Below are 15,322 nucleotides of genomic sequence, written 5' to 3' on the forward strand. Positions count from 1 at the left end.
TCGACGCGGCTCCGACGCCCGGAGACGCGCAAACCTGTCTCATATACGATTAACGCCCGGATGCCTAGCGTTCCGGACGGCTCTGAACAATGGGCTCCACGAACTGATGCCCCGCGTCCCAGGGGAAAAGAATCCAGGTGTCCTGGCTCACTTCGGTAATGAACGTATCCACGAGGGGCCGCCCTTCGGGTTTGGCGTACACGGTCGCAAAGTGGGCCTTCGGAAGCATTTCGCGCACGAGCTTGGCTGTCCGACCGGTGTCCACGAGATCGTCCACCAGGAGCCAGCCGTCGCCGTCGCCCTCGATGCTCTTGAGCACGTTGCTCCGGCCCTGCTGCTGCCACGTATAGCTGGAGACGCAGATGGTGTCGATGACGTGGACATCCAGCTCGCGCGCCAGGATCGCGCCGGGAACAAGCCCGCCCCGCGTGATGCAGTAGATGCCCTCAAACGGACCGAATTCGAGAAGACGCCAGGAAAGCGCCCGACAGTCCCGGTGCAGCTGCTCCCAGGAAACAGGGAACATCTTGGTGTATCGATTGGGATCGACAGCCACTGATAGCCTCCTCTCGCTCCGTGTTGAATCGGCATCATGTAGCCCAGGAGCGGCTTGGGGGCAAGAGCGGTCCGAGGGATGAAATTCAGCTGAGAATCCCATTATTTTGGGATGTTGCACGCCTTCCCCTGATATCGGAACAAGAAATGGAGAATTTTTCTGACCCGATCGGAAAAAATCTTATCCGCATAGATCGATCCCGCGACCCGCTTGTTGATCTCCGACAGGGTCGGATACGGATGCACCGCTCCGGCCAGGGTCGAAAGTCCGACCTTGCCGTTCAGCGCCGCGATCCACTCTCCGGCGAGCTCGCCCGCGTGCGGCCCGACGATCTGCACGCCGAGGGGGCGTTCGCGCTTGTCCAAAAGGAGCTTGATCTTGCCGCGCGTCTCGTGCTCGGCCTGGGCCCGGTCGTTGGACGAAAAGTGCTCGACGACGACCGAATACCCGATGCCCTCCCGCAGGCAATCCTTCTCGTTGCGTCCTATGCCCGCCAGCTCCGGCTCCGTGTACGTGCAGCGGGGCATGTATTTGTAATCGGCCCGCCGAGGCAGGCGCATGGCCGCGTTGGCGACCACGATTCCCCCCTCGTACCCGGCGGCATGCGTGAATTGATGCTGCCCGGTCACGTCGCCCGCTGCGAAGATATGCTTCCGCGAAGTGCGCATCCGCGTATCCACGGCAAGTCCCTTGGCGGAATAATCCACCCCGGCATCGGCCAGCCCCAGCCCCTCGACGTTGGCGCGCCTTCCGAGCGCCACAAGCAGCCGTTCGCCGGCGACCGAAGCCGAACGGCCGTCCTGCAGGAAGGCCACCTCGACCCCTTCCGGCGCGGGGCGGACCTGTTCCACGGAGCATCCGAGGCGTATGTCCACGCCTTCATCGAGCAATGCCCGCTCCACCACAGAGGCCATGTCCGCATCCTCTCCGCTGAGAATCCGGCCGCTCCGCTGGAGCAGCGTCACCTTGCTGCCGAGCCGCGAAAACGCCTGGCCCAGCTCGCAGGCCACAGGCCCCGCCCCCAAGATCACCAGCGACCCCGGCAGACGGTCCAGAGAAAAGATTTCACGATTCGTCAGAAACGGCACGGACTCCAGACCGGGAATTCCAGGAATCGCCGCAGAGGATCCCGTGGCGACCAGGAACCGGGCCGCACTGAACTTCCGCGCCCCGATTTCCACTTGGTGCTCGTCCAGAAAACGGGCCGGCCCGAACTCCACCTGCACGCCCAAGGAGCAGAACCGATCCACGGAATCGTGCCGTTGGATGGTCTCGATCACGGAACGAATCCGGGAAGATACGGATTGGAAGTCAACAGGGGGAAGATCCGAACAGGGCAGGCCGAAGTCGGCGGCGCGCTCCATGAGCCTGCGAACCTTGGCGGTCTTGATCAGCGTCTTGCTGGGAACGCAGCCGTAGTGCAGGCAATCGCCGCCGAGGTGCGGATCGCGCTCCGCAAGCAGCACGCGCATTCCCAGCTGCGAGGCCCCGGAAGCCGCAGTCAGTCCGGCGGCTCCCCCGCCGATGACGCAGAGATCGAAATCAAATTTCGCCATGTCCGGTTCTCCTCCGATACCACTGGATGATGCGGCGGGCCACCAACGGGAAAATGCCGAGCAATGCGAACGACAGCAACAGACGGGGCGAAAGGATGCCGGACGCGGAATCCAGACGTCCGAGTTCCTTGCCCGCATTGACGAAGACCAGGGTTCCCGGCAGCATTCCCAGCCAGGAAACCCAGAGGAACGTCCAGAGCCGCATCCGGGTCAGCCCCAGGGCAAGATTGATCAAAAAAAACGGGAACAAGGGAATGAGGCGCAGGGTAAAGAGATAGAAGCCCCCTTCCTGCTCCACTCCCCGGTTGATGCGCGTCAATCGCTGTCCGAAACGCCCCTGCACCCAGTCGCGCAGCAGATAGCGCGAGGCGGCGCAGGCCAGGGTCGCCCCCAGCGTGCTGCCCACCGAGACCAGCGCCGTGCCGAGCCAAAGGCCGAAAATCGCGCCGCCCGCGAGGCTGACCGGGACGGCTCCGGGAAGGCTCAATCCCGTGACGGCCACGTACAGCGCCACGTAAGCCCCGGCGGACAGGAACGGATGCGCCGACCGCCAGGCTTCCAATTGCGACAGGGAGCGCTTGATTTCTTCAATGGCGAGGTAGCGTCCGAGATCGAAATAGAAATACGCTCCCACGAGCAGGGCGAAGAGCAACACGAGCAGAAAACGCCGCTTTGCGGGAGACCACACCATCATCCGGTTCCCCTTTCCAGGCGGTTCAATTCCTGAAGGCCGTAATACGCCGCGCCGAAAAGCCCGTTATCCTCCCCGACCAGAAGGCGCACCGGAACCTCGCCCAGCAGGGCTCCGAACCCAGGACAATCCAAAAATTCCTCCAGAAACGAAGGCGCGAGCACGAGATGCGGATTCTTGACCGCAACCCCGCCGGAAAGCCAAAGCCCCCCGGCAGCCATGACGGTCAGCACGTACTGTCGCGCCGCCCGCCCATAAAACCGGGCGAACCAGCGCACAGTTCGCGGATGCTCGTCCAGACGTGCAGCCACTTCGACAGGCGCGAGTCGTTCCAAGCTGAGAAACTCGTGCACCAGGGCGAGCCCGCTCCCGGAAACAACATGTTCCTGGCAGCAATAGCCCACCCCCAGCCTCTTGCGCGCAAAGGCTTCGAACTCGCGTTCCTCCGGGCCGGAAAAGGGAAACGCCGCGTGCCCCGCTTCGGAGGCGACCGCGACCAGGACGCCATTGTCCGGCACAAGCGCGCAATGGCCAAGCCCGGTCCCCGCGCCCAAGACCGCCACGGTCCTGCCCGGTCGGGGCACTCCCGCCTGCACGGTCTCGGCCGCGTCCGCACACCGGGTTCGCGTGGAAAAAGCCTGGGCTACGAAGTCGTTGACCATCCGCACGCGACTTTCCGGAAAAAGTCCAAGTCCTCCGGCCGCCTCCGCGGCGCTTGCGAGATCCCGCCTCAGATCGATGTCCCAGTCGATGTTGGGCGGCTCGCAGCGGCAAGCGTCCACCACGGCTCCGGGCACCGCGAACACCGACATGTCCAGCCGTTTCGGCAGCGCCGGGAGCAGGGAGCGAACGCAGCGTTCCAGCAATTCCTGAAACGAGTCGGACTCCCCGGTCGGGAATTCCAGGCGCTCCCGCATCTCCAACCTGCCGGAACCAGAGTGAAACAAGGCGAAACGGCTGTTGGTGCCGCCGATGTCCGCCACGAAAATCTCGCTCAATGGTCCCCCTCTTCTTCCTGCCGTAACCGATTCATGCTATCCTGAACCCGTCGGTCGCTCCGGATGGTCGGGCACGACCGCCCTCTTTCCGAAACGCATCCCCGATTATCCCATGAGAACGGTTTCCTTTCCATTCCGGATAGGGTATCCGCCCAAGCAAGATTTCCCAAGGAGAAACAATAATGAAAAGAAAAATCACCCTGCTTCTGCTTTGTCTGGCCTGTCTGCCGCTCTTCACCGGATGCGGATACAATACCATGCAACAGAACGAAGAAGAAGTCTTTGCCGCCTGGGGCAATCTGGAAGCCGCGCTCCAGCGCCGCGCCGACCTGATCCCCAACCTCGTGGAAACGGTCAAGGGCTACGCCGGACACGAGAAAGAAACCTTGCAGGCCGTCATTGAGGCGCGTGCAAAGGCCACCTCCGTGCAGATCTCTCCCCAGGCCCTGGCCGACCCCAAAGCCCTGGCCAACTTCCAGGCCGCCCAGGGTGAACTGAGCTCCGCGCTGGCCCGGCTGATGGTCGTTGTTGAGCGTTATCCCGACCTCAAGGCGAACCAGAACTTCCTGGCCCTGCAACACCAGCTCGAAGGCACGGAAAACCGCATCAACGTCGCCCGCCAGCGCTACAACGAAGCGGTCAAGACCTTCAACTTCTCGATCCGCAAGTTCCCCAACAGCCTGACGAACTCCGTGCTGCTCAACCTGGAGCGCAAGGAATTTTTCGCTGCCGACGAAGCCGCGCGCCAGGCCCCGAAGGTGGACTTCGGAACCAAGGAATAATCATGCCCCGCTTCATTGCACGCTTCCAGTCCCGGCTGCGGGCTTTTGTCTGCCTCGCCTTGCTGTCCGCCGTCCTGGCGCCTGTTCCGGCACGCGCCCTGGACGTTCCGCCGCTACAGGGGAGAATCAACGACTATGGGAACATGATCTCCCCGCAGGTGGAAAAGATGCTCGACGAGGCGCTGGCCGACGTGGAGAAAACCGACTCCACCCAGATCGCCGTCCTGACGATTCCCTCCCTGGAAGGAGACAACCTCGAAGACTTCTCCATCCGAGTTGCCGAAGCCTGGAAGATCGGCCAGGGCAAAACAGACAACGGCGCCATCCTGCTGGTTTCCAGGGACGACCGCAAACTGCGCATCGAGGTCGGATATGGCCTGGAAGGCAACCTCACGGATGTTCTTTCCGGTGCGATCATCGACAACGTGATCACCCCGCGCTTCAAGCAGGGCGACTTCGACGGCGGTTTTGTGGCCGGGGTCGTGGCCATGATCCAGGCTGTCCGGGGCGAATACACCGCGCCTGCGAAAAAGAAAGACGAAATGCCCGGATTCATGCTGCTTCTGCTGATGCTGAGCATCCCTGCCTTCATCATCTTCATGAACGCCATGGGGTCGCGTGTGGGCCGCAAGTCCAGCTCGATCGCTCGCGGCTCGCTCCCGCCCTTCATCTTCTGGGGCGGTGGCGGTTTTGGCAGCGGTGGCGGCGGCTTCGGAGGCGGTGGCGGCTTCGGCGGCGGTGGCGGCGGATTCGGCGGCGGCGGCGCTTCCGGCGGCTGGTAGGAGAAGAATCATGACGACAATTGCACAATCATTCTTGACGGATACCGACCGCGAACAGATCGTTGCGGCTGTCCAGCGCGCGGAACGCATCACCTCGGGCGAAATCGTGCCCCTGGTCGCGGGAAGCAGCGCCGACTATCACGCCGCGGAATTCAACGGCGCTCTCGCCCTTGGCCTCTCGTTGTCCATCGTCGCAGCCTGGCTGCTCGAAAAGCAGGACATGTGGACCTTCCTGCTGATCTTCTGCGCCGCCTATGCCGCCAGCTTCCTGGCCGTGCGGCTGCTGCCGGGACTGAAGCGGCTGTTCATCCCGAACGCGGTCAAGAACGACGAAGTGACCAAGGCGGCCATGACCGCCTTCCACACGCACGGGCTGCACCGCACCCGCGACCTGACCGGAGTGCTGATCTACGTCTCGGTCTTCGAGCGCCGGGTGCACGTTCTGGCGGACAAGGGCATCAACGACAAAGTCGACCCAAGCACCTGGGACGAGGTCGTCAACATCGTCACCAGCGGCATCCGCAGCGGCATGCAGGGAGCGGCCTTGGCCGAGGCGGTCACGCGCTGCGGCGAACTTCTGGCCTCCCACTTCCCGGTCCGGTCGGACGATTGCGACGAACTGCCCAACCTGATCGTGGAAGGCGACGACATCTGAAGCGCTCAAGGCAGCAGAAAACGGTTCGCAGCACACGACCCGTCGCCAGATGATGAAAAAAGGGAGCCGTTCGGCTCCCTTTTTTGATTTTGCACGCAATCCTCGAAGAAGAATCGATCATGAAACCTTGGCGACCGGCTCATCCCGGATCTCCAACCCCTTGGGGACGACGCCCTCGCGCTCCTGCTCCCGCTTGCGGATCAGGTAGCGCTTCGTCAGGCCGCGCAGCGCTTCGGCATGCCCGGCTCTCTCTTCCGGACAAAGGAAAGAGCAGAGCTTTTTTTCCAGCTTGTAGGGATTTTGTTCGCGGCTGATGGCCACGACCCCTTCCATGATCAGCTTTTGATTGAGCAGCTCTGCTCCTGTGCGGAAATGGATGTTCTCTGCAACCGGGGCGAGCATGAGATTGCCTATGACCACTCCGTACAGGGTCGAGAGAAAGGCCACGGGAATGGATTCCAGGATCACTGCGGTGTCGTTGATGCCCAGGAGCAGGCCGATGAGACCGATGACGCTTCCCGCCACGCCGAATGCCGGAGCGGTTCGGGCCATATTGCGGAAGATCCGTTCGCTCTGCTGACGGCGCAGACTGAAAAACGACATCTCCGTGGTCATGAAGTCTCGTATCTCGCGCTCCTTGTAATTATCCACGAGAAACATCAGCCCGTTGCGCAGAAAGGCGCTGGTGGTCTTCTCGCGCATCTGCTCCAGAGAGAGCACGCCGTCAACCTTGCTGCGCACCGAGAGATCGAGCAGGGTGGCCACGATTTCCCCAGGCGTGACGAGCGGAGTCGCGTAGGCTTCGCGGGCTACTCCGGCGGCCCGGCGCACTTCGGGAAAGGGATAGCTGAGCAAGAGAGCTGCGGCCAACCCGGAAACGACCACCACCAACGCGGCGAAGTTCCAATATGCGGCCACGCCGCCCATGAGCCAGAAACTTGACGCGAAGGCCGCGCCCGCGAGGGCTACGCCGATAAGATTTCGCCTGTTCATTGCAAAGCTCCTCTAACTCCCGGTATGAATGATGATCTCGACGCGCCGGTTGGCATCCTCATGCCCTGGGGAAATGGACGGCAGTTCGGGAACGTACCCGCCGCGACCGGCTACGGAGAATCGGCTCGGCGCGATTCCGCCCTCTTCTATGAACCAGCGAGCCACGTTGGACGCGCGCTCCGCCGTGAGCTTGAAGCCTTGAACCCCGTCCGCCTCCTTGGCGTCGGCATACCCGATCACTTCGACCCCGCCCTGCGTCAGACGGATGATCTCGGCCACATCCGAAAGGTATTCTTTCGCATCGACCTGCAATTCCGTGCCGCCGCTCTTGAAAAACAGCCCACCGCGAAGCGTCACGCGCACCTGCTGCTCCTCGCGGACGACGGACACGCCGTTGGCCGTGGACTTGTAATAGACCTCGCGCCGCTCCTCCACAGGCATGCCTTCATTCCCGTTCCGTCCGGCAATGCGGGTGATCAGCCCGTCCAGGCGATCCACCTGGCCGCGCGCTTCGCCCGGGGCCGTGCGCTGGCTGAACAGCACGACCACATCCTTATGGCGAACGGCAAAAATGTAGAGCACCACGAAGAGCACGAACATGACCATCATCAAATCCGCCCAGGGCACGGACCAGTGCCCCGCAGGACCATCCCCGTCTCCTGGCGTCATCGCGCCGAGAGGATCGTTCCGGAAGTATTGCTCGAAATCGCGCTGCATGGCCTTTCTCCTTGAGCCGCCGCCCGTTGTGGACGGCTGAACCCTGCCTGAGACAAGCAATTCTCCTGCCAGCCATGAAAACATCATGGTTTCAGGATATTGTGAACAAGGCTCATACCGGATACGTTTTGAGGACAAAATTCCGTCGTCCAAAGGCGAGGTTGACATGCACGCAAGAAACAGTAGGAAACAAGGCATGAAAACGCACCCCGCTCCCATTTCAACGAACCCCATCTACGCCACGCGAACCCCCATCGTCCTCGCTTCCGGCTCGCCCAGAAGACGCGACTTCCTGGCATCCCTCGGCCTTGAATTCCGCGTTGTGCCCAGCCTGGCCGAAGAACCGAACCCCACCCCCGGGGACAGCCCCGAAAGCTACGCGCAGCGCATGGCCGAAATGAAAGGGCGAGAAGTCGCGGAACGCCACCCCGACTGCGTGGTCATCGCCGCTGACACCGTGGTTGCGCTGGAGGGCATTCTCCTGGGCAAGCCGGACAACGACGAGGATGCCCTGCGCATGCTGCAACTCCTCACCGGTCGGACGCATCAGGTGGTCACGGGGTGCTGTCTGCTGCTCCCAGGAGGCGAAAGCGCCGTTTTCCATGCCTGCACCGACGTCCGGATGCGCGCGGCTTCGCATGAAGAATTGGCGGCCTACGTGGCGACGGGCGAACCCGCGGACAAGGCCGGAGCCTACGCCATCCAGGGCATCGGAGCCTTCCTCGTGGAGCATGTCCACGGCTCCTACACCAACGTCGTGGGCCTCCCGCTGGCGAGGGTGCTGGAAGTGTTGCTGAAGTGGGGAATCATCGTTCCGCAGCAAGGCTGAAAATACATTCAGAAGCCTCGCACGCGCAAAAAGTGCTCCTGCTCAACGGTCACGCAAATGCGATACCGGGCAAGGAAGCTTTGACGGTTGCGAATGCTTCTGTTGCGCGAAAAGAGAAAGCCTTCGCAGGGGAAGGCCATGAACAGGATGATCGAATCTGCTGGAAGAATAACAGGTTGATGTCCCCGTGCAAGACAGACATGTCGACCATCCTGGTGCATAGTGAACAGATGAACCACAAGAGCGACATGACCACTGCCTCCTGGAAGGGCCAAGTGTCGGGTTATGATCACCTCGCTACACGCAGCATTCGGCACTGACGAGCGTTCGCTCTTGGCCATCGCCCCCCAGGTCGGCGATGCGAGACGTGCGGCAGCAGAAACGAACAAGAGGAGGATGGAATGCAGGAGATCAAGGAGTTGCTTGCAGGCCTTCGCGGCGCCCCCACGGTACTGGCGAAACTTGTCGAGGGCATTTCGGCGGAACGGCTTCACGCCTGGCGCGGCAAAGGCTTCTGGACCATCGCCCAGCATGTGGCGCACCTGGCCGAAGTGCAGCCCATGCTCATGGAGCGGCTCGAACGCATGATCAGGGAAGACTGCCCCAAATTCGTGCCGTTCTTTCCGGATGAAGACACGCAGGCGGCACCAAAACCGGAACTGGTTGTCGCCGACGCCCTCGACATCTTCCGGCGCGAACGAAGCCGCCAGCTTGCCCTGCTGGACGGGCTGGACGATGCCGCGTGGGGCAGAGAGGCCGAACACCCCGAATACGAGCGCTACGGCCTACGCATTCTCGTGCGACACATGCTCATGCACGAATACTGGCACATGTACCGCATCGAGGAACTCTGGCTGACCAAGGACGAATATCTCACCCAGCTGGAAGGCTGAACGCGCGAAGCTCCGCTTCGAGCCGGGCAAGCCACAAGGCATAGCCGTCCGGAGCGAGATTCGGAGAAAGCGGGTTCATGAAGCCGTGCAGCCAGGGAGTCGCATGACAGGTCACGTTCGAATGTGCCGCAAGGGCGCGTCCCAAGGCGGCCACGTCGAAATGCGGCTCCCGGCACGGGATGACGGCATCCACGGGGCAACGCGGCGCACGTTCCGTCATGTGGCGAATGCCCGAACCGTAGAAACAAAACGCGTGGGCGGGCAATGGTCCCGTGCCGCAGGCAAGGGCCCAGACCGCGGCGGCTCCGGCGCTGAAGCCGACGGCGCAGAACGGCTCCCCGCCCCATTCTTCCGCCCGGGCGGCAACGAGCTCCGCATACCGCTCCGGCCCGCAGTCGCGCAGAAAGCGGGCATAAGCGTCCTGTTCGGTCATGGGCCCAGGCCGAGCGCCGCAGTAGGGATCGACTACGGCCACCTTGCCGCCGCAAGCGGCAAGCAGCCGGGCCATCGCCTCCACATGCTCGTTGAGTCCGTAGATTTCCGTTGCCAGCAACGTGTTCATTCCACGACAACTTTGACATCCGCTCCTGGAGAAGGCAAGAAGGCGGCATCATGGAATATTACGATGTCATCGGTCTGACCGGATCATCATTGATCATCCTCGCCTATTTTCTGCTGCAAGTCGAAAAGCTGCGCAGCAATTCCATCACCTATTCCGCCGTCAATCTGCTCGGCGCGCTCTTCATTCTCTATTCGCTCTGCTTCGAGTTCAATCTTGCGGCCGCGTTCATCGAAGGCGTCTGGACCGTCATCAGCATCATCGGCATCTGGAAGGGACTTCGCTCCCGACGCGCAAGCGCCCGCGAACGGGCGCGATGACCCGCCGCAGGCGACAGCGGGACACAGGCCAAGTCGGCTTGCAAGCAGAGTCGGCATGTGCAAGGAAGCCCGGCAAAAGACGAACATGCCCAAAGGAGAGGATATGACCGCTTCGAAAAACAGCTTCGCCCTGCATCTGGCCACGCTCGGCCCCATCGGCAACATTCCCTTCGCCCCCGGCACCTGGGGCTCGGCAGCCGCGGTGCTGCTGGCTCCCTTCTGTTTCGTGCCGCTGCCGCTTTGGGCCCGGCTTCTCGTGCTCCTGGCGGTCTTCGCGGTGGGCACCTGGGCTGCGAGCCGTGCCGAAACCGCCCTGGGGCAGACGGATCCCGGCTGCGTGGTCATCGACGAGGTGCTCGGCCAGTGGACAGCGCTGCTGCCCGCCACGATCCCGACCATCATCCGTTATCCCCGGCTGTGGGAATACGCCCTGGCCTTTGCGCTTTTCCGTTTTTTCGACATCCTCAAGCCTTTCCCCATCCGCCAGGTGGAGCGCAAGCTTCCCGGCGGCCTGGGCGTCATGGCCGACGACCTCGTCGCAGGCATCTTCGCCGCCCTGGGACTTTGGCTGATTCCTCTCGGCCTGAAGCTGATCGGCCTGCCCTTGCCCTGACTTGTCCTGGCCACGGACAGAAAAACGCCGCGTCTCCTCTTCGGAAACGCGGCGTTGCAGTGTACGATCCAGGATCTACGATCTATTGGAAAACACGGAACTGGTCGCGGCGGTTCTTGGCCCAGGCCTGCTCGCTCTGACCGGATTCCAGCGGGTTCTCCTCGCCGAAGCTGACGATGGAGAGCCGATCCGGGGCAACGCCCAGTATAACGAGATAGTCGTAAGCGGCGCGAGCGCGACGCTCGCCCAGGGCGAGGTTGTATTCCACGGTACCGCGCTCGTCGCAATACCCCTCAACAACCATGGTCAAGTCGGTGTACTGCTTGAGAACGTCCGCCTTGGCCTGGAGCACCTGACGGCTCTCCGGGGTCAGCTCGTTCGAGTCGAAGGCGAAGAAGATCATGGTGGTCAGGTCATGGACAGCCTGAGCCTTTTTCTGCGCACGCAGCTCTTCCTCGGTCAGGGTAGAGGAGGACTGTTGGCTGCCCCAATCCACGGGCTCTTCCACGACTTCGACCTTGGTCGCTCCCGGAGGCATGGTCTCCGTGCGTTTCTTCGCGCAGCCGACAAGGAGGGCTGCGGTAACGCTCAACACAAGAACCATCATCAACATACGCTTGCTGCTCATGTCCTCTCCTTAACGCTGCCGCCCACGCTGCGGGTTGTTATCTGCTCAAGGGGCTGAAATCGTATTTCAAGCCCATGCAAACTTGTACCTTCTCCACAACAAAAATCAAGTCCCCAGAAAAAATGTTGCTTCTTAATACTTGATTCGCGAGGTGTCCCAGGAGGGAGCCGTTGCCTCGCCTGCTCCGGTGGGCACGAGCTTCGGTTCGTCCCCATGCCGGGTGGTCAAGTAAATCTGGTATTGCCCTCCCCTGTTGGAAGAGAATGCGATGAAATAACCGTCCGGTCCGAAAGCGGGTTCTTCGTCGCTGCCGGGGCCGAAGGTGATCTGCTTTTCCTGTCCGGTGATCAGGTCGTGCACGAAAATCTTGTGCCCGCCCGGCAACTGCCTGGAAAAGGCGATGTAGCGGCCGTCCGGACTGAGGCAGGGACTCGTGTTGTATTTGCCCTCGTAGGTCACCCGCTTGACTTCCCCGGTGCTCATCTCCTTGACGAAGATGTGCGGATTTCCGCGGCTGTCCGAAACGAACGCCATGCGCAGGCCCTTGCTGTCGAAACTCGGCGAGACTTCGATGGAGCGGCTGTCCGCCAGAGGTTCCATGATCTTGAACGACTTGGAAAGACGATAGATGTCGGGCTGTCCCTTGATGGCCAGGGTCACCGCCACGTCCCCGTCCGGAAGGAAAGCGGGACTGATGACGGTGAAGCCGGGGAAGGTGCGCATGGTGACCTTGCCCGTGGCGCGGGTGAGCACGCCGAGGCTGTGCGATTTCTCGCCGACGTGGGTGAAGATGATCCTGCGGCCTTCCTTGTCCCATTCCGGACTCAGGTTGATGCCGCCCGTCTTGGTCGCCTGCTTGAGATTGCGCCCCTGGGGGCTGACCGTGAATATCTCGCGCCCGCCGGGAACCTTGCGCACGAAGGCCAGGTCGGAGTTGAAGAATCCGCTGCGCCCGGTGAGCGCGCGCATGAATTCGGCGCAAAAGGCGTCCGCGGCCAGCGGGGTTTTCTGCGCGTCCAGGCCGGGATACGCCTTGCCAACGAGCCTGCGCCCGCTGAGCGTGTCATAGACGCGCGCCTGCACGCTGTTGCCTTCCCAGCCCATGGTCACGATCAAGTCCACCTTGGCCAGGCGCAGCGGGCGAAGGTCGATCTCCTCGATGCGAACCCCCTTGCTCGGATCGCCGCCGAGCAGCTCGCTCACGGGCGTGGTTTGCAGGAACGGCAGAAAATCGAGATCCTGGCGCACGTATTTCTCGAACTCGGCGGCCAGGTTCGGCGGCAGGCCGCCCTTGAGGTCGCGCGGGGGAAGAATGACGAGGCTCAGCTTGCGCTGGCCAGGGCCGAAAATATCCACGCTGACCCCGCCGGTCTGGGCAAAGGCGGGAATCGTCCCCGCAAGACAGGACAAGACCAGCAGGCAGACAAGAGGGAACAGCATTCGCAGACTGCGGGCAGATCGGTTCACATGTTTCATGACGAGCGGACCTATCTCTCCAATGGGTTGAAATTGATGACGATGACGCGCAGGTCATCTCGTTGCGGCGCGGGAACGCGCTCCGTGTCGGCCACGGCCCGCAGCACCGAATCGTCATAGCTTTCTCTTCCCGAAGACTTGACGAGCCGGTATTGCGATATGGTTCCGTCCTTCTCGATGGTCACTTCCACGGAAGCCAGCAAGCCCTCGTCCGCGCCGTAGCCGGGGAAGGACCAGTTCTTCTTGATGGTCTGGGCCACGATGTCCAGATAGACCGCGGCGAAACCTGAGCCGCCGTCGCCGCCCTGGCCGCCGGAGCCTGTCTGTCCGGTTTCATAAATATCGCCGACATCCTTGGAAAACGAAGCCAGCTCGTCCGCAAGCGCCTGTTGTTCGCGGTCTTTGCGCTGCTGCTCGGCCTGGGCCTTTTTCTGGGCGGCCGTCAGCTCCGGCTTGGCGGCAGGCGCGGGCTTGGCTTCCGGCTTCTTGGCCGTTTCGGCCGATTTGTCGGGCTTTGGTTCCGGCTTCTTCGTCGGTTCCGGCTGTTTTTCCGGCTCCTTCTTTTTCGGGTCGGTCTTGGGGCTGATTTCCTTGGCCGGTTCTTGTTTCGGCTCCGGCTTCGGCTCGGGCTTCGGCTCGGGCTTCGGCTCGGGCTTCGGCTCCGGTTTCGGCTCCGGTTTCGGAGGCTGCGGAACAACGGCCGCCGGCTTGGGAGGCTCCGGCTTGGGAGCTTCGGGTACGCTGACCGGTTCCGGCGCGGCAGGCTCTACGGGTGCTGCCTCCGCCTTGGGCTGTTCCGGCGCGGGAGTCGGCTTCGCCGTTTCCACGGGCTGGGGCTTGGCCTTGGCCGGACCGGGTCTGCCGGGATTCAGGGAAACCAGGTTGACCGTATACGCAGGCCTGTCCAGATCGACACGCGCAGTGGAAAACTCCGGCCCGAAAATCATCAGGGCCGCGATGGCGGTGTGCAGGAGCAGGGAAAAGAGAATACCAGTCTTGTGCATGGCGCGCCCGAAGGCGATGACCTCATGGGCCGTTTAGTTGGCTTTCTTGTCCTTGTCGCGTTTCTTGGGCTGCTCCGCCACCACGCCGAGGGTCTCGATGCCCGCGGCCTTGGCCTCGCCCATGACCTCAACCACCAGACCGTAATTCACGGCCTTGTCCGCCCGCAGATACAGCTCTTTTTTCTGCTCGACGACATGCTTCACGAGCATGTCCTCCAACTGATCGAGCTGGACCTCGTAATCGTCGAGAAAAATATGCCCTTGCGCGTCCACGCTGAGCACCAGATGGTCCTTGTCCTGGGGCAGGTTCTGAACGGCCTTTGTCTGCGGCAGCTCCACCTGCACGCCCTGCGTGAGCATGGGCGCGGTGACCATGAAAATAATCAGGAGCACGAGCATCACGTCCACAAAGGGCGTGACGTTGATTTCCGCAAGCAGGCCGTCCTTGTCGCCGCCGGAGAGCATGCCCATGGCCTACTCCTCCATGCCGTTGCGCTTGCCCTTGGGGCTGACCCAGGAGACTTCGCGCTCGACGCGGTTCAAAAAAGCGCCCGCGAAGTTGATCATCTCGCCCTGGACATCGGAAAGCACGCTCCGGAAATAGTTGTAGGCGATGGTCGCGGGGATGGCTACGGCAAGACCGATGGCCGTGGCGACCAGGGCCTCGGAGATGCCGGGAGCAACCGTGGTCAGCGCGGCGGACTCCGCCTTTCCGATCTCGTGGAATGCGTCCATGATGCCCCAGACCGTACCGAAAAGGCCGATAAAGGGGGCGGCGTTGGCACAGGTCGCCAGAAACGGAAGCGAGCTTGAAAGGCGCTTCAGCTCCGCGGTAATGCCCTGGCGCAGCATCCGGCGGAGGGTGTCCTTGACCAGCGCCCGCTTGCGGTCGCGCTCGATGTCCGCCCGTTCAAGATTGCGGAATTCCCGCACGGCCTTGGTGCTCAGAAGCGTCAGGGGCGAACTGGGCGTCTGGCCCAGGAGCTGAAGCCCGGAGCCCAGGTCGGAAGCCTGAAAGAACAGCTCGTAGCCTTCGCTGACGCTCTTCTTGGCCCGATTGATGCTCACAAGCTTGGTAAATATGATGGTCCAGCTCCACACGGACATGGAGAGCAGGAACCCAAGGACGCATTTGACCACCAGGGTCGCGCCCATAAGCATCGACAATATCCCGGTTTCGGGCATCAGTTCGGTCATGCGAATTCACCTCATCACTGCCGGGCGCAATCCCGGCGCAAATTCATTGGTATTTTGGACGCGTCTCGACGCT

19 protein-coding genes are annotated in these 15,322 nt (G+C 62.1%); 7 read left to right on the forward strand and 12 right to left on the reverse strand.

What is annotated here, in order from left to right; translation table 11 throughout:
• Nucleotides 1-64 precede the first annotated feature (64 nt).
• From gpt to G452_RS0108360, 4 genes are all read right to left on the reverse strand, one after another.
• On the reverse strand, nucleotides 65-556 hold the full coding sequence (gene gpt, locus G452_RS0108345; RefSeq protein ID WP_022661798.1) for a xanthine phosphoribosyltransferase: 492 nt from the start codon (nucleotides 554-556) through the stop codon (nucleotides 65-67).
• A gap of 101 nt (nucleotides 557-657) precedes the next feature.
• Complete coding sequence (locus G452_RS0108350; RefSeq protein WP_022661799.1) at nucleotides 658-2,112, reverse strand: dihydrolipoyl dehydrogenase family protein; 1,455 nt, start codon at nucleotides 2,110-2,112, stop codon at nucleotides 658-660.
• A complete protein-coding gene (locus G452_RS0108355) occupies nucleotides 2,099-2,806 on the reverse strand; it encodes a TVP38/TMEM64 family protein (protein WP_022661800.1) in 708 nt (235 codons plus the stop codon). Before G452_RS0108355 ends, G452_RS0108350 begins: the two co-directional genes overlap by 14 nt.
• The gene (locus G452_RS0108360) at nucleotides 2,803-3,801 is read right to left on the reverse strand and encodes a glucokinase (RefSeq protein WP_022661801.1); all 999 of its coding nucleotides are present in this window, start codon (nucleotides 3,799-3,801) and stop codon (nucleotides 2,803-2,805) included. Before G452_RS0108360 ends, G452_RS0108355 begins: the two co-directional genes overlap by 4 nt.
• Nucleotides 3,802-3,983: 182 nt before the next feature.
• On the opposite strand from G452_RS0108360, the gene G452_RS0108365 reads away from it, so the two are divergent.
• The 3 genes from G452_RS0108365 to G452_RS0108375 are packed head-to-tail and all read left to right on the forward strand — an operon-like array spanning nucleotide 3,984 to nucleotide 6,020.
• A complete protein-coding gene (locus tag G452_RS0108365; RefSeq protein ID WP_022661802.1) occupies nucleotides 3,984-4,583 on the forward strand; it encodes a LemA family protein in 600 nt (199 codons plus the stop codon).
• Nucleotides 4,584-4,585: 2 nt separating this feature from the next.
• The gene (locus G452_RS0108370; RefSeq protein ID WP_022661803.1) at nucleotides 4,586-5,365 is read left to right on the forward strand and encodes a TPM domain-containing protein; all 780 of its coding nucleotides are present in this window, start codon (nucleotides 4,586-4,588) and stop codon (nucleotides 5,363-5,365) included.
• A gap of 10 nt (nucleotides 5,366-5,375) precedes the next feature.
• Complete coding sequence (locus tag G452_RS0108375; RefSeq protein WP_022661804.1) at nucleotides 5,376-6,020, forward strand: TPM domain-containing protein; 645 nt, start codon at nucleotides 5,376-5,378, stop codon at nucleotides 6,018-6,020.
• A gap of 117 nt (nucleotides 6,021-6,137) precedes the next feature.
• Here the strand turns inward: G452_RS0108375 and G452_RS0108380 are convergent, their stop codons facing one another.
• Both G452_RS0108380 and G452_RS18645 read right to left on the reverse strand, forming a co-directional pair.
• The gene (locus G452_RS0108380) at nucleotides 6,138-7,013 is read right to left on the reverse strand and encodes a motility protein A (RefSeq protein ID WP_022661805.1); all 876 of its coding nucleotides are present in this window, start codon (nucleotides 7,011-7,013) and stop codon (nucleotides 6,138-6,140) included.
• Between the two features lie 12 nt (nucleotides 7,014-7,025).
• Nucleotides 7,026-7,730: an OmpA/MotB family protein gene (locus G452_RS18645; protein ID WP_022661806.1), complete on the reverse strand. Its 705-nt coding sequence runs from the start codon at nucleotides 7,728-7,730 to the stop codon at nucleotides 7,026-7,028.
• A 196-nt stretch (nucleotides 7,731-7,926) separates the two neighbouring features.
• Between G452_RS18645 and G452_RS0108390 the strand changes: the two genes are divergently transcribed.
• Nucleotides 7,927-8,559, forward strand: a complete 633-nt coding sequence (locus tag G452_RS0108390; RefSeq protein WP_022661807.1) for a Maf family protein — start codon at nucleotides 7,927-7,929, stop codon at nucleotides 8,557-8,559.
• A 401-nt stretch (nucleotides 8,560-8,960) separates the two neighbouring features.
• Nucleotides 8,961-9,452 carry a DinB family protein gene (locus G452_RS0108400; RefSeq protein WP_022661809.1) on the forward strand — a complete coding sequence of 164 codons (492 nt, stop codon included), beginning with the start codon at nucleotides 8,961-8,963 and terminating at the stop codon, nucleotides 9,450-9,452.
• Here the strand turns inward: G452_RS0108400 and G452_RS0108405 are convergent.
• Nucleotides 9,433-10,014 carry a dienelactone hydrolase family protein gene (locus G452_RS0108405; protein ID WP_022661810.1) on the reverse strand — a complete coding sequence of 194 codons (582 nt, stop codon included), beginning with the start codon at nucleotides 10,012-10,014 and terminating at the stop codon, nucleotides 9,433-9,435. The two genes, G452_RS0108400 and G452_RS0108405, sit on opposite strands and share 20 nt — an antisense overlap.
• A gap of 50 nt (nucleotides 10,015-10,064) precedes the next feature.
• Between G452_RS0108405 and G452_RS0108410 the strand changes: the two genes are divergently transcribed.
• Both G452_RS0108410 and G452_RS18650 read left to right on the forward strand, forming a co-directional pair.
• The gene (locus G452_RS0108410; RefSeq protein ID WP_022661811.1) at nucleotides 10,065-10,331 is read left to right on the forward strand and encodes a CBU_0592 family membrane protein; all 267 of its coding nucleotides are present in this window, start codon (nucleotides 10,065-10,067) and stop codon (nucleotides 10,329-10,331) included.
• A 103-nt stretch (nucleotides 10,332-10,434) separates the two neighbouring features.
• Nucleotides 10,435-10,944: a phosphatidylglycerophosphatase A family protein gene (locus G452_RS18650; protein WP_040368487.1), complete on the forward strand. Its 510-nt coding sequence runs from the start codon at nucleotides 10,435-10,437 to the stop codon at nucleotides 10,942-10,944.
• Between the two features lie 82 nt (nucleotides 10,945-11,026).
• Here the strand turns inward: G452_RS18650 and pal are convergent, their stop codons facing one another.
• From pal to G452_RS0108440, 5 genes are all read right to left on the reverse strand, one after another.
• Nucleotides 11,027-11,572, reverse strand: a complete 546-nt coding sequence (gene pal, locus G452_RS0108420) for a peptidoglycan-associated lipoprotein Pal (RefSeq protein ID WP_022661813.1) — start codon at nucleotides 11,570-11,572, stop codon at nucleotides 11,027-11,029.
• A gap of 132 nt (nucleotides 11,573-11,704) precedes the next feature.
• Nucleotides 11,705-13,012: a protein tolB gene (locus G452_RS0108425; RefSeq protein WP_235619604.1), complete on the reverse strand. Its 1,308-nt coding sequence runs from the start codon at nucleotides 13,010-13,012 to the stop codon at nucleotides 11,705-11,707.
• 47 nt (nucleotides 13,013-13,059) lie between these two features.
• Nucleotides 13,060-14,052 carry a cell envelope integrity protein TolA gene (locus G452_RS0108430; protein ID WP_022661815.1) on the reverse strand — a complete coding sequence of 331 codons (993 nt, stop codon included), beginning with the start codon at nucleotides 14,050-14,052 and terminating at the stop codon, nucleotides 13,060-13,062.
• A gap of 33 nt (nucleotides 14,053-14,085) precedes the next feature.
• Entirely contained in the window at nucleotides 14,086-14,523 is a 438-nt protein-coding gene (tolR, locus tag G452_RS0108435) for a protein TolR (protein ID WP_022661816.1), read from the reverse strand.
• A 3-nt stretch (nucleotides 14,524-14,526) separates the two neighbouring features.
• A complete protein-coding gene (locus G452_RS0108440; RefSeq protein ID WP_022661817.1) occupies nucleotides 14,527-15,249 on the reverse strand; it encodes a MotA/TolQ/ExbB proton channel family protein in 723 nt (240 codons plus the stop codon).
• Nucleotides 15,250-15,322: the final 73 nt, after the last annotated feature.

It is taken from the genome of Paucidesulfovibrio longus DSM 6739, assembly GCF_000420485.1.
In the GTDB taxonomy this organism is placed as follows: Bacteria; Desulfobacterota; Desulfovibrionia; order Desulfovibrionales; family Desulfovibrionaceae; genus Paucidesulfovibrio; species Paucidesulfovibrio longus.

Coding starts and splice junctions, on each gene's coding strand:
- G452_RS0108380 (WP_022661805.1), bottom strand. CDS start 7,013: ATGAACAGGCGAAATCTTATCGGCGTAGCCCTCGCGGGCGCGGCCTTC.
- G452_RS0108440 (WP_022661817.1), bottom strand. CDS start 15,249: ATGACCGAACTGATGCCCGAAACCGGGATATTGTCGATGCTTATGGGC.
- G452_RS0108430 (WP_022661815.1), bottom strand. CDS start 14,052: ATGCACAAGACTGGTATTCTCTTTTCCCTGCTCCTGCACACCGCCATC.
- G452_RS0108365 (WP_022661802.1), top strand. CDS start 3,984: ATGAAAAGAAAAATCACCCTGCTTCTGCTTTGTCTGGCCTGTCTGCCG.
- G452_RS0108370 (WP_022661803.1), top strand. CDS start 4,586: ATGCCCCGCTTCATTGCACGCTTCCAGTCCCGGCTGCGGGCTTTTGTC.
- G452_RS0108350 (WP_022661799.1), bottom strand. CDS start 2,112: ATGGCGAAATTTGATTTCGATCTCTGCGTCATCGGCGGGGGAGCCGCC.
- G452_RS0108425 (WP_235619604.1), bottom strand. CDS start 13,012: ATGCTGTTCCCTCTTGTCTGCCTGCTGGTCTTGTCCTGTCTTGCGGGG.
- G452_RS0108405 (WP_022661810.1), bottom strand. CDS start 10,014: ATGAACACGTTGCTGGCAACGGAAATCTACGGACTCAACGAGCATGTG.
- G452_RS0108410 (WP_022661811.1), top strand. CDS start 10,065: ATGGAATATTACGATGTCATCGGTCTGACCGGATCATCATTGATCATC.
- G452_RS0108375 (WP_022661804.1), top strand. CDS start 5,376: ATGACGACAATTGCACAATCATTCTTGACGGATACCGACCGCGAACAG.
- tolR (WP_022661816.1), bottom strand. CDS start 14,523: ATGGGCATGCTCTCCGGCGGCGACAAGGACGGCCTGCTTGCGGAAATC.
- G452_RS18645 (WP_022661806.1), bottom strand. CDS start 7,730: ATGCAGCGCGATTTCGAGCAATACTTCCGGAACGATCCTCTCGGCGCG.
- G452_RS0108355 (WP_022661800.1), bottom strand. CDS start 2,806: ATGATGGTGTGGTCTCCCGCAAAGCGGCGTTTTCTGCTCGTGTTGCTC.
- pal (WP_022661813.1), bottom strand. CDS start 11,572: ATGAGCAGCAAGCGTATGTTGATGATGGTTCTTGTGTTGAGCGTTACC.
- G452_RS0108390 (WP_022661807.1), top strand. CDS start 7,927: ATGAAAACGCACCCCGCTCCCATTTCAACGAACCCCATCTACGCCACG.
- G452_RS0108400 (WP_022661809.1), top strand. CDS start 8,961: ATGCAGGAGATCAAGGAGTTGCTTGCAGGCCTTCGCGGCGCCCCCACG.
- G452_RS18650 (WP_040368487.1), top strand. CDS start 10,435: ATGACCGCTTCGAAAAACAGCTTCGCCCTGCATCTGGCCACGCTCGGC.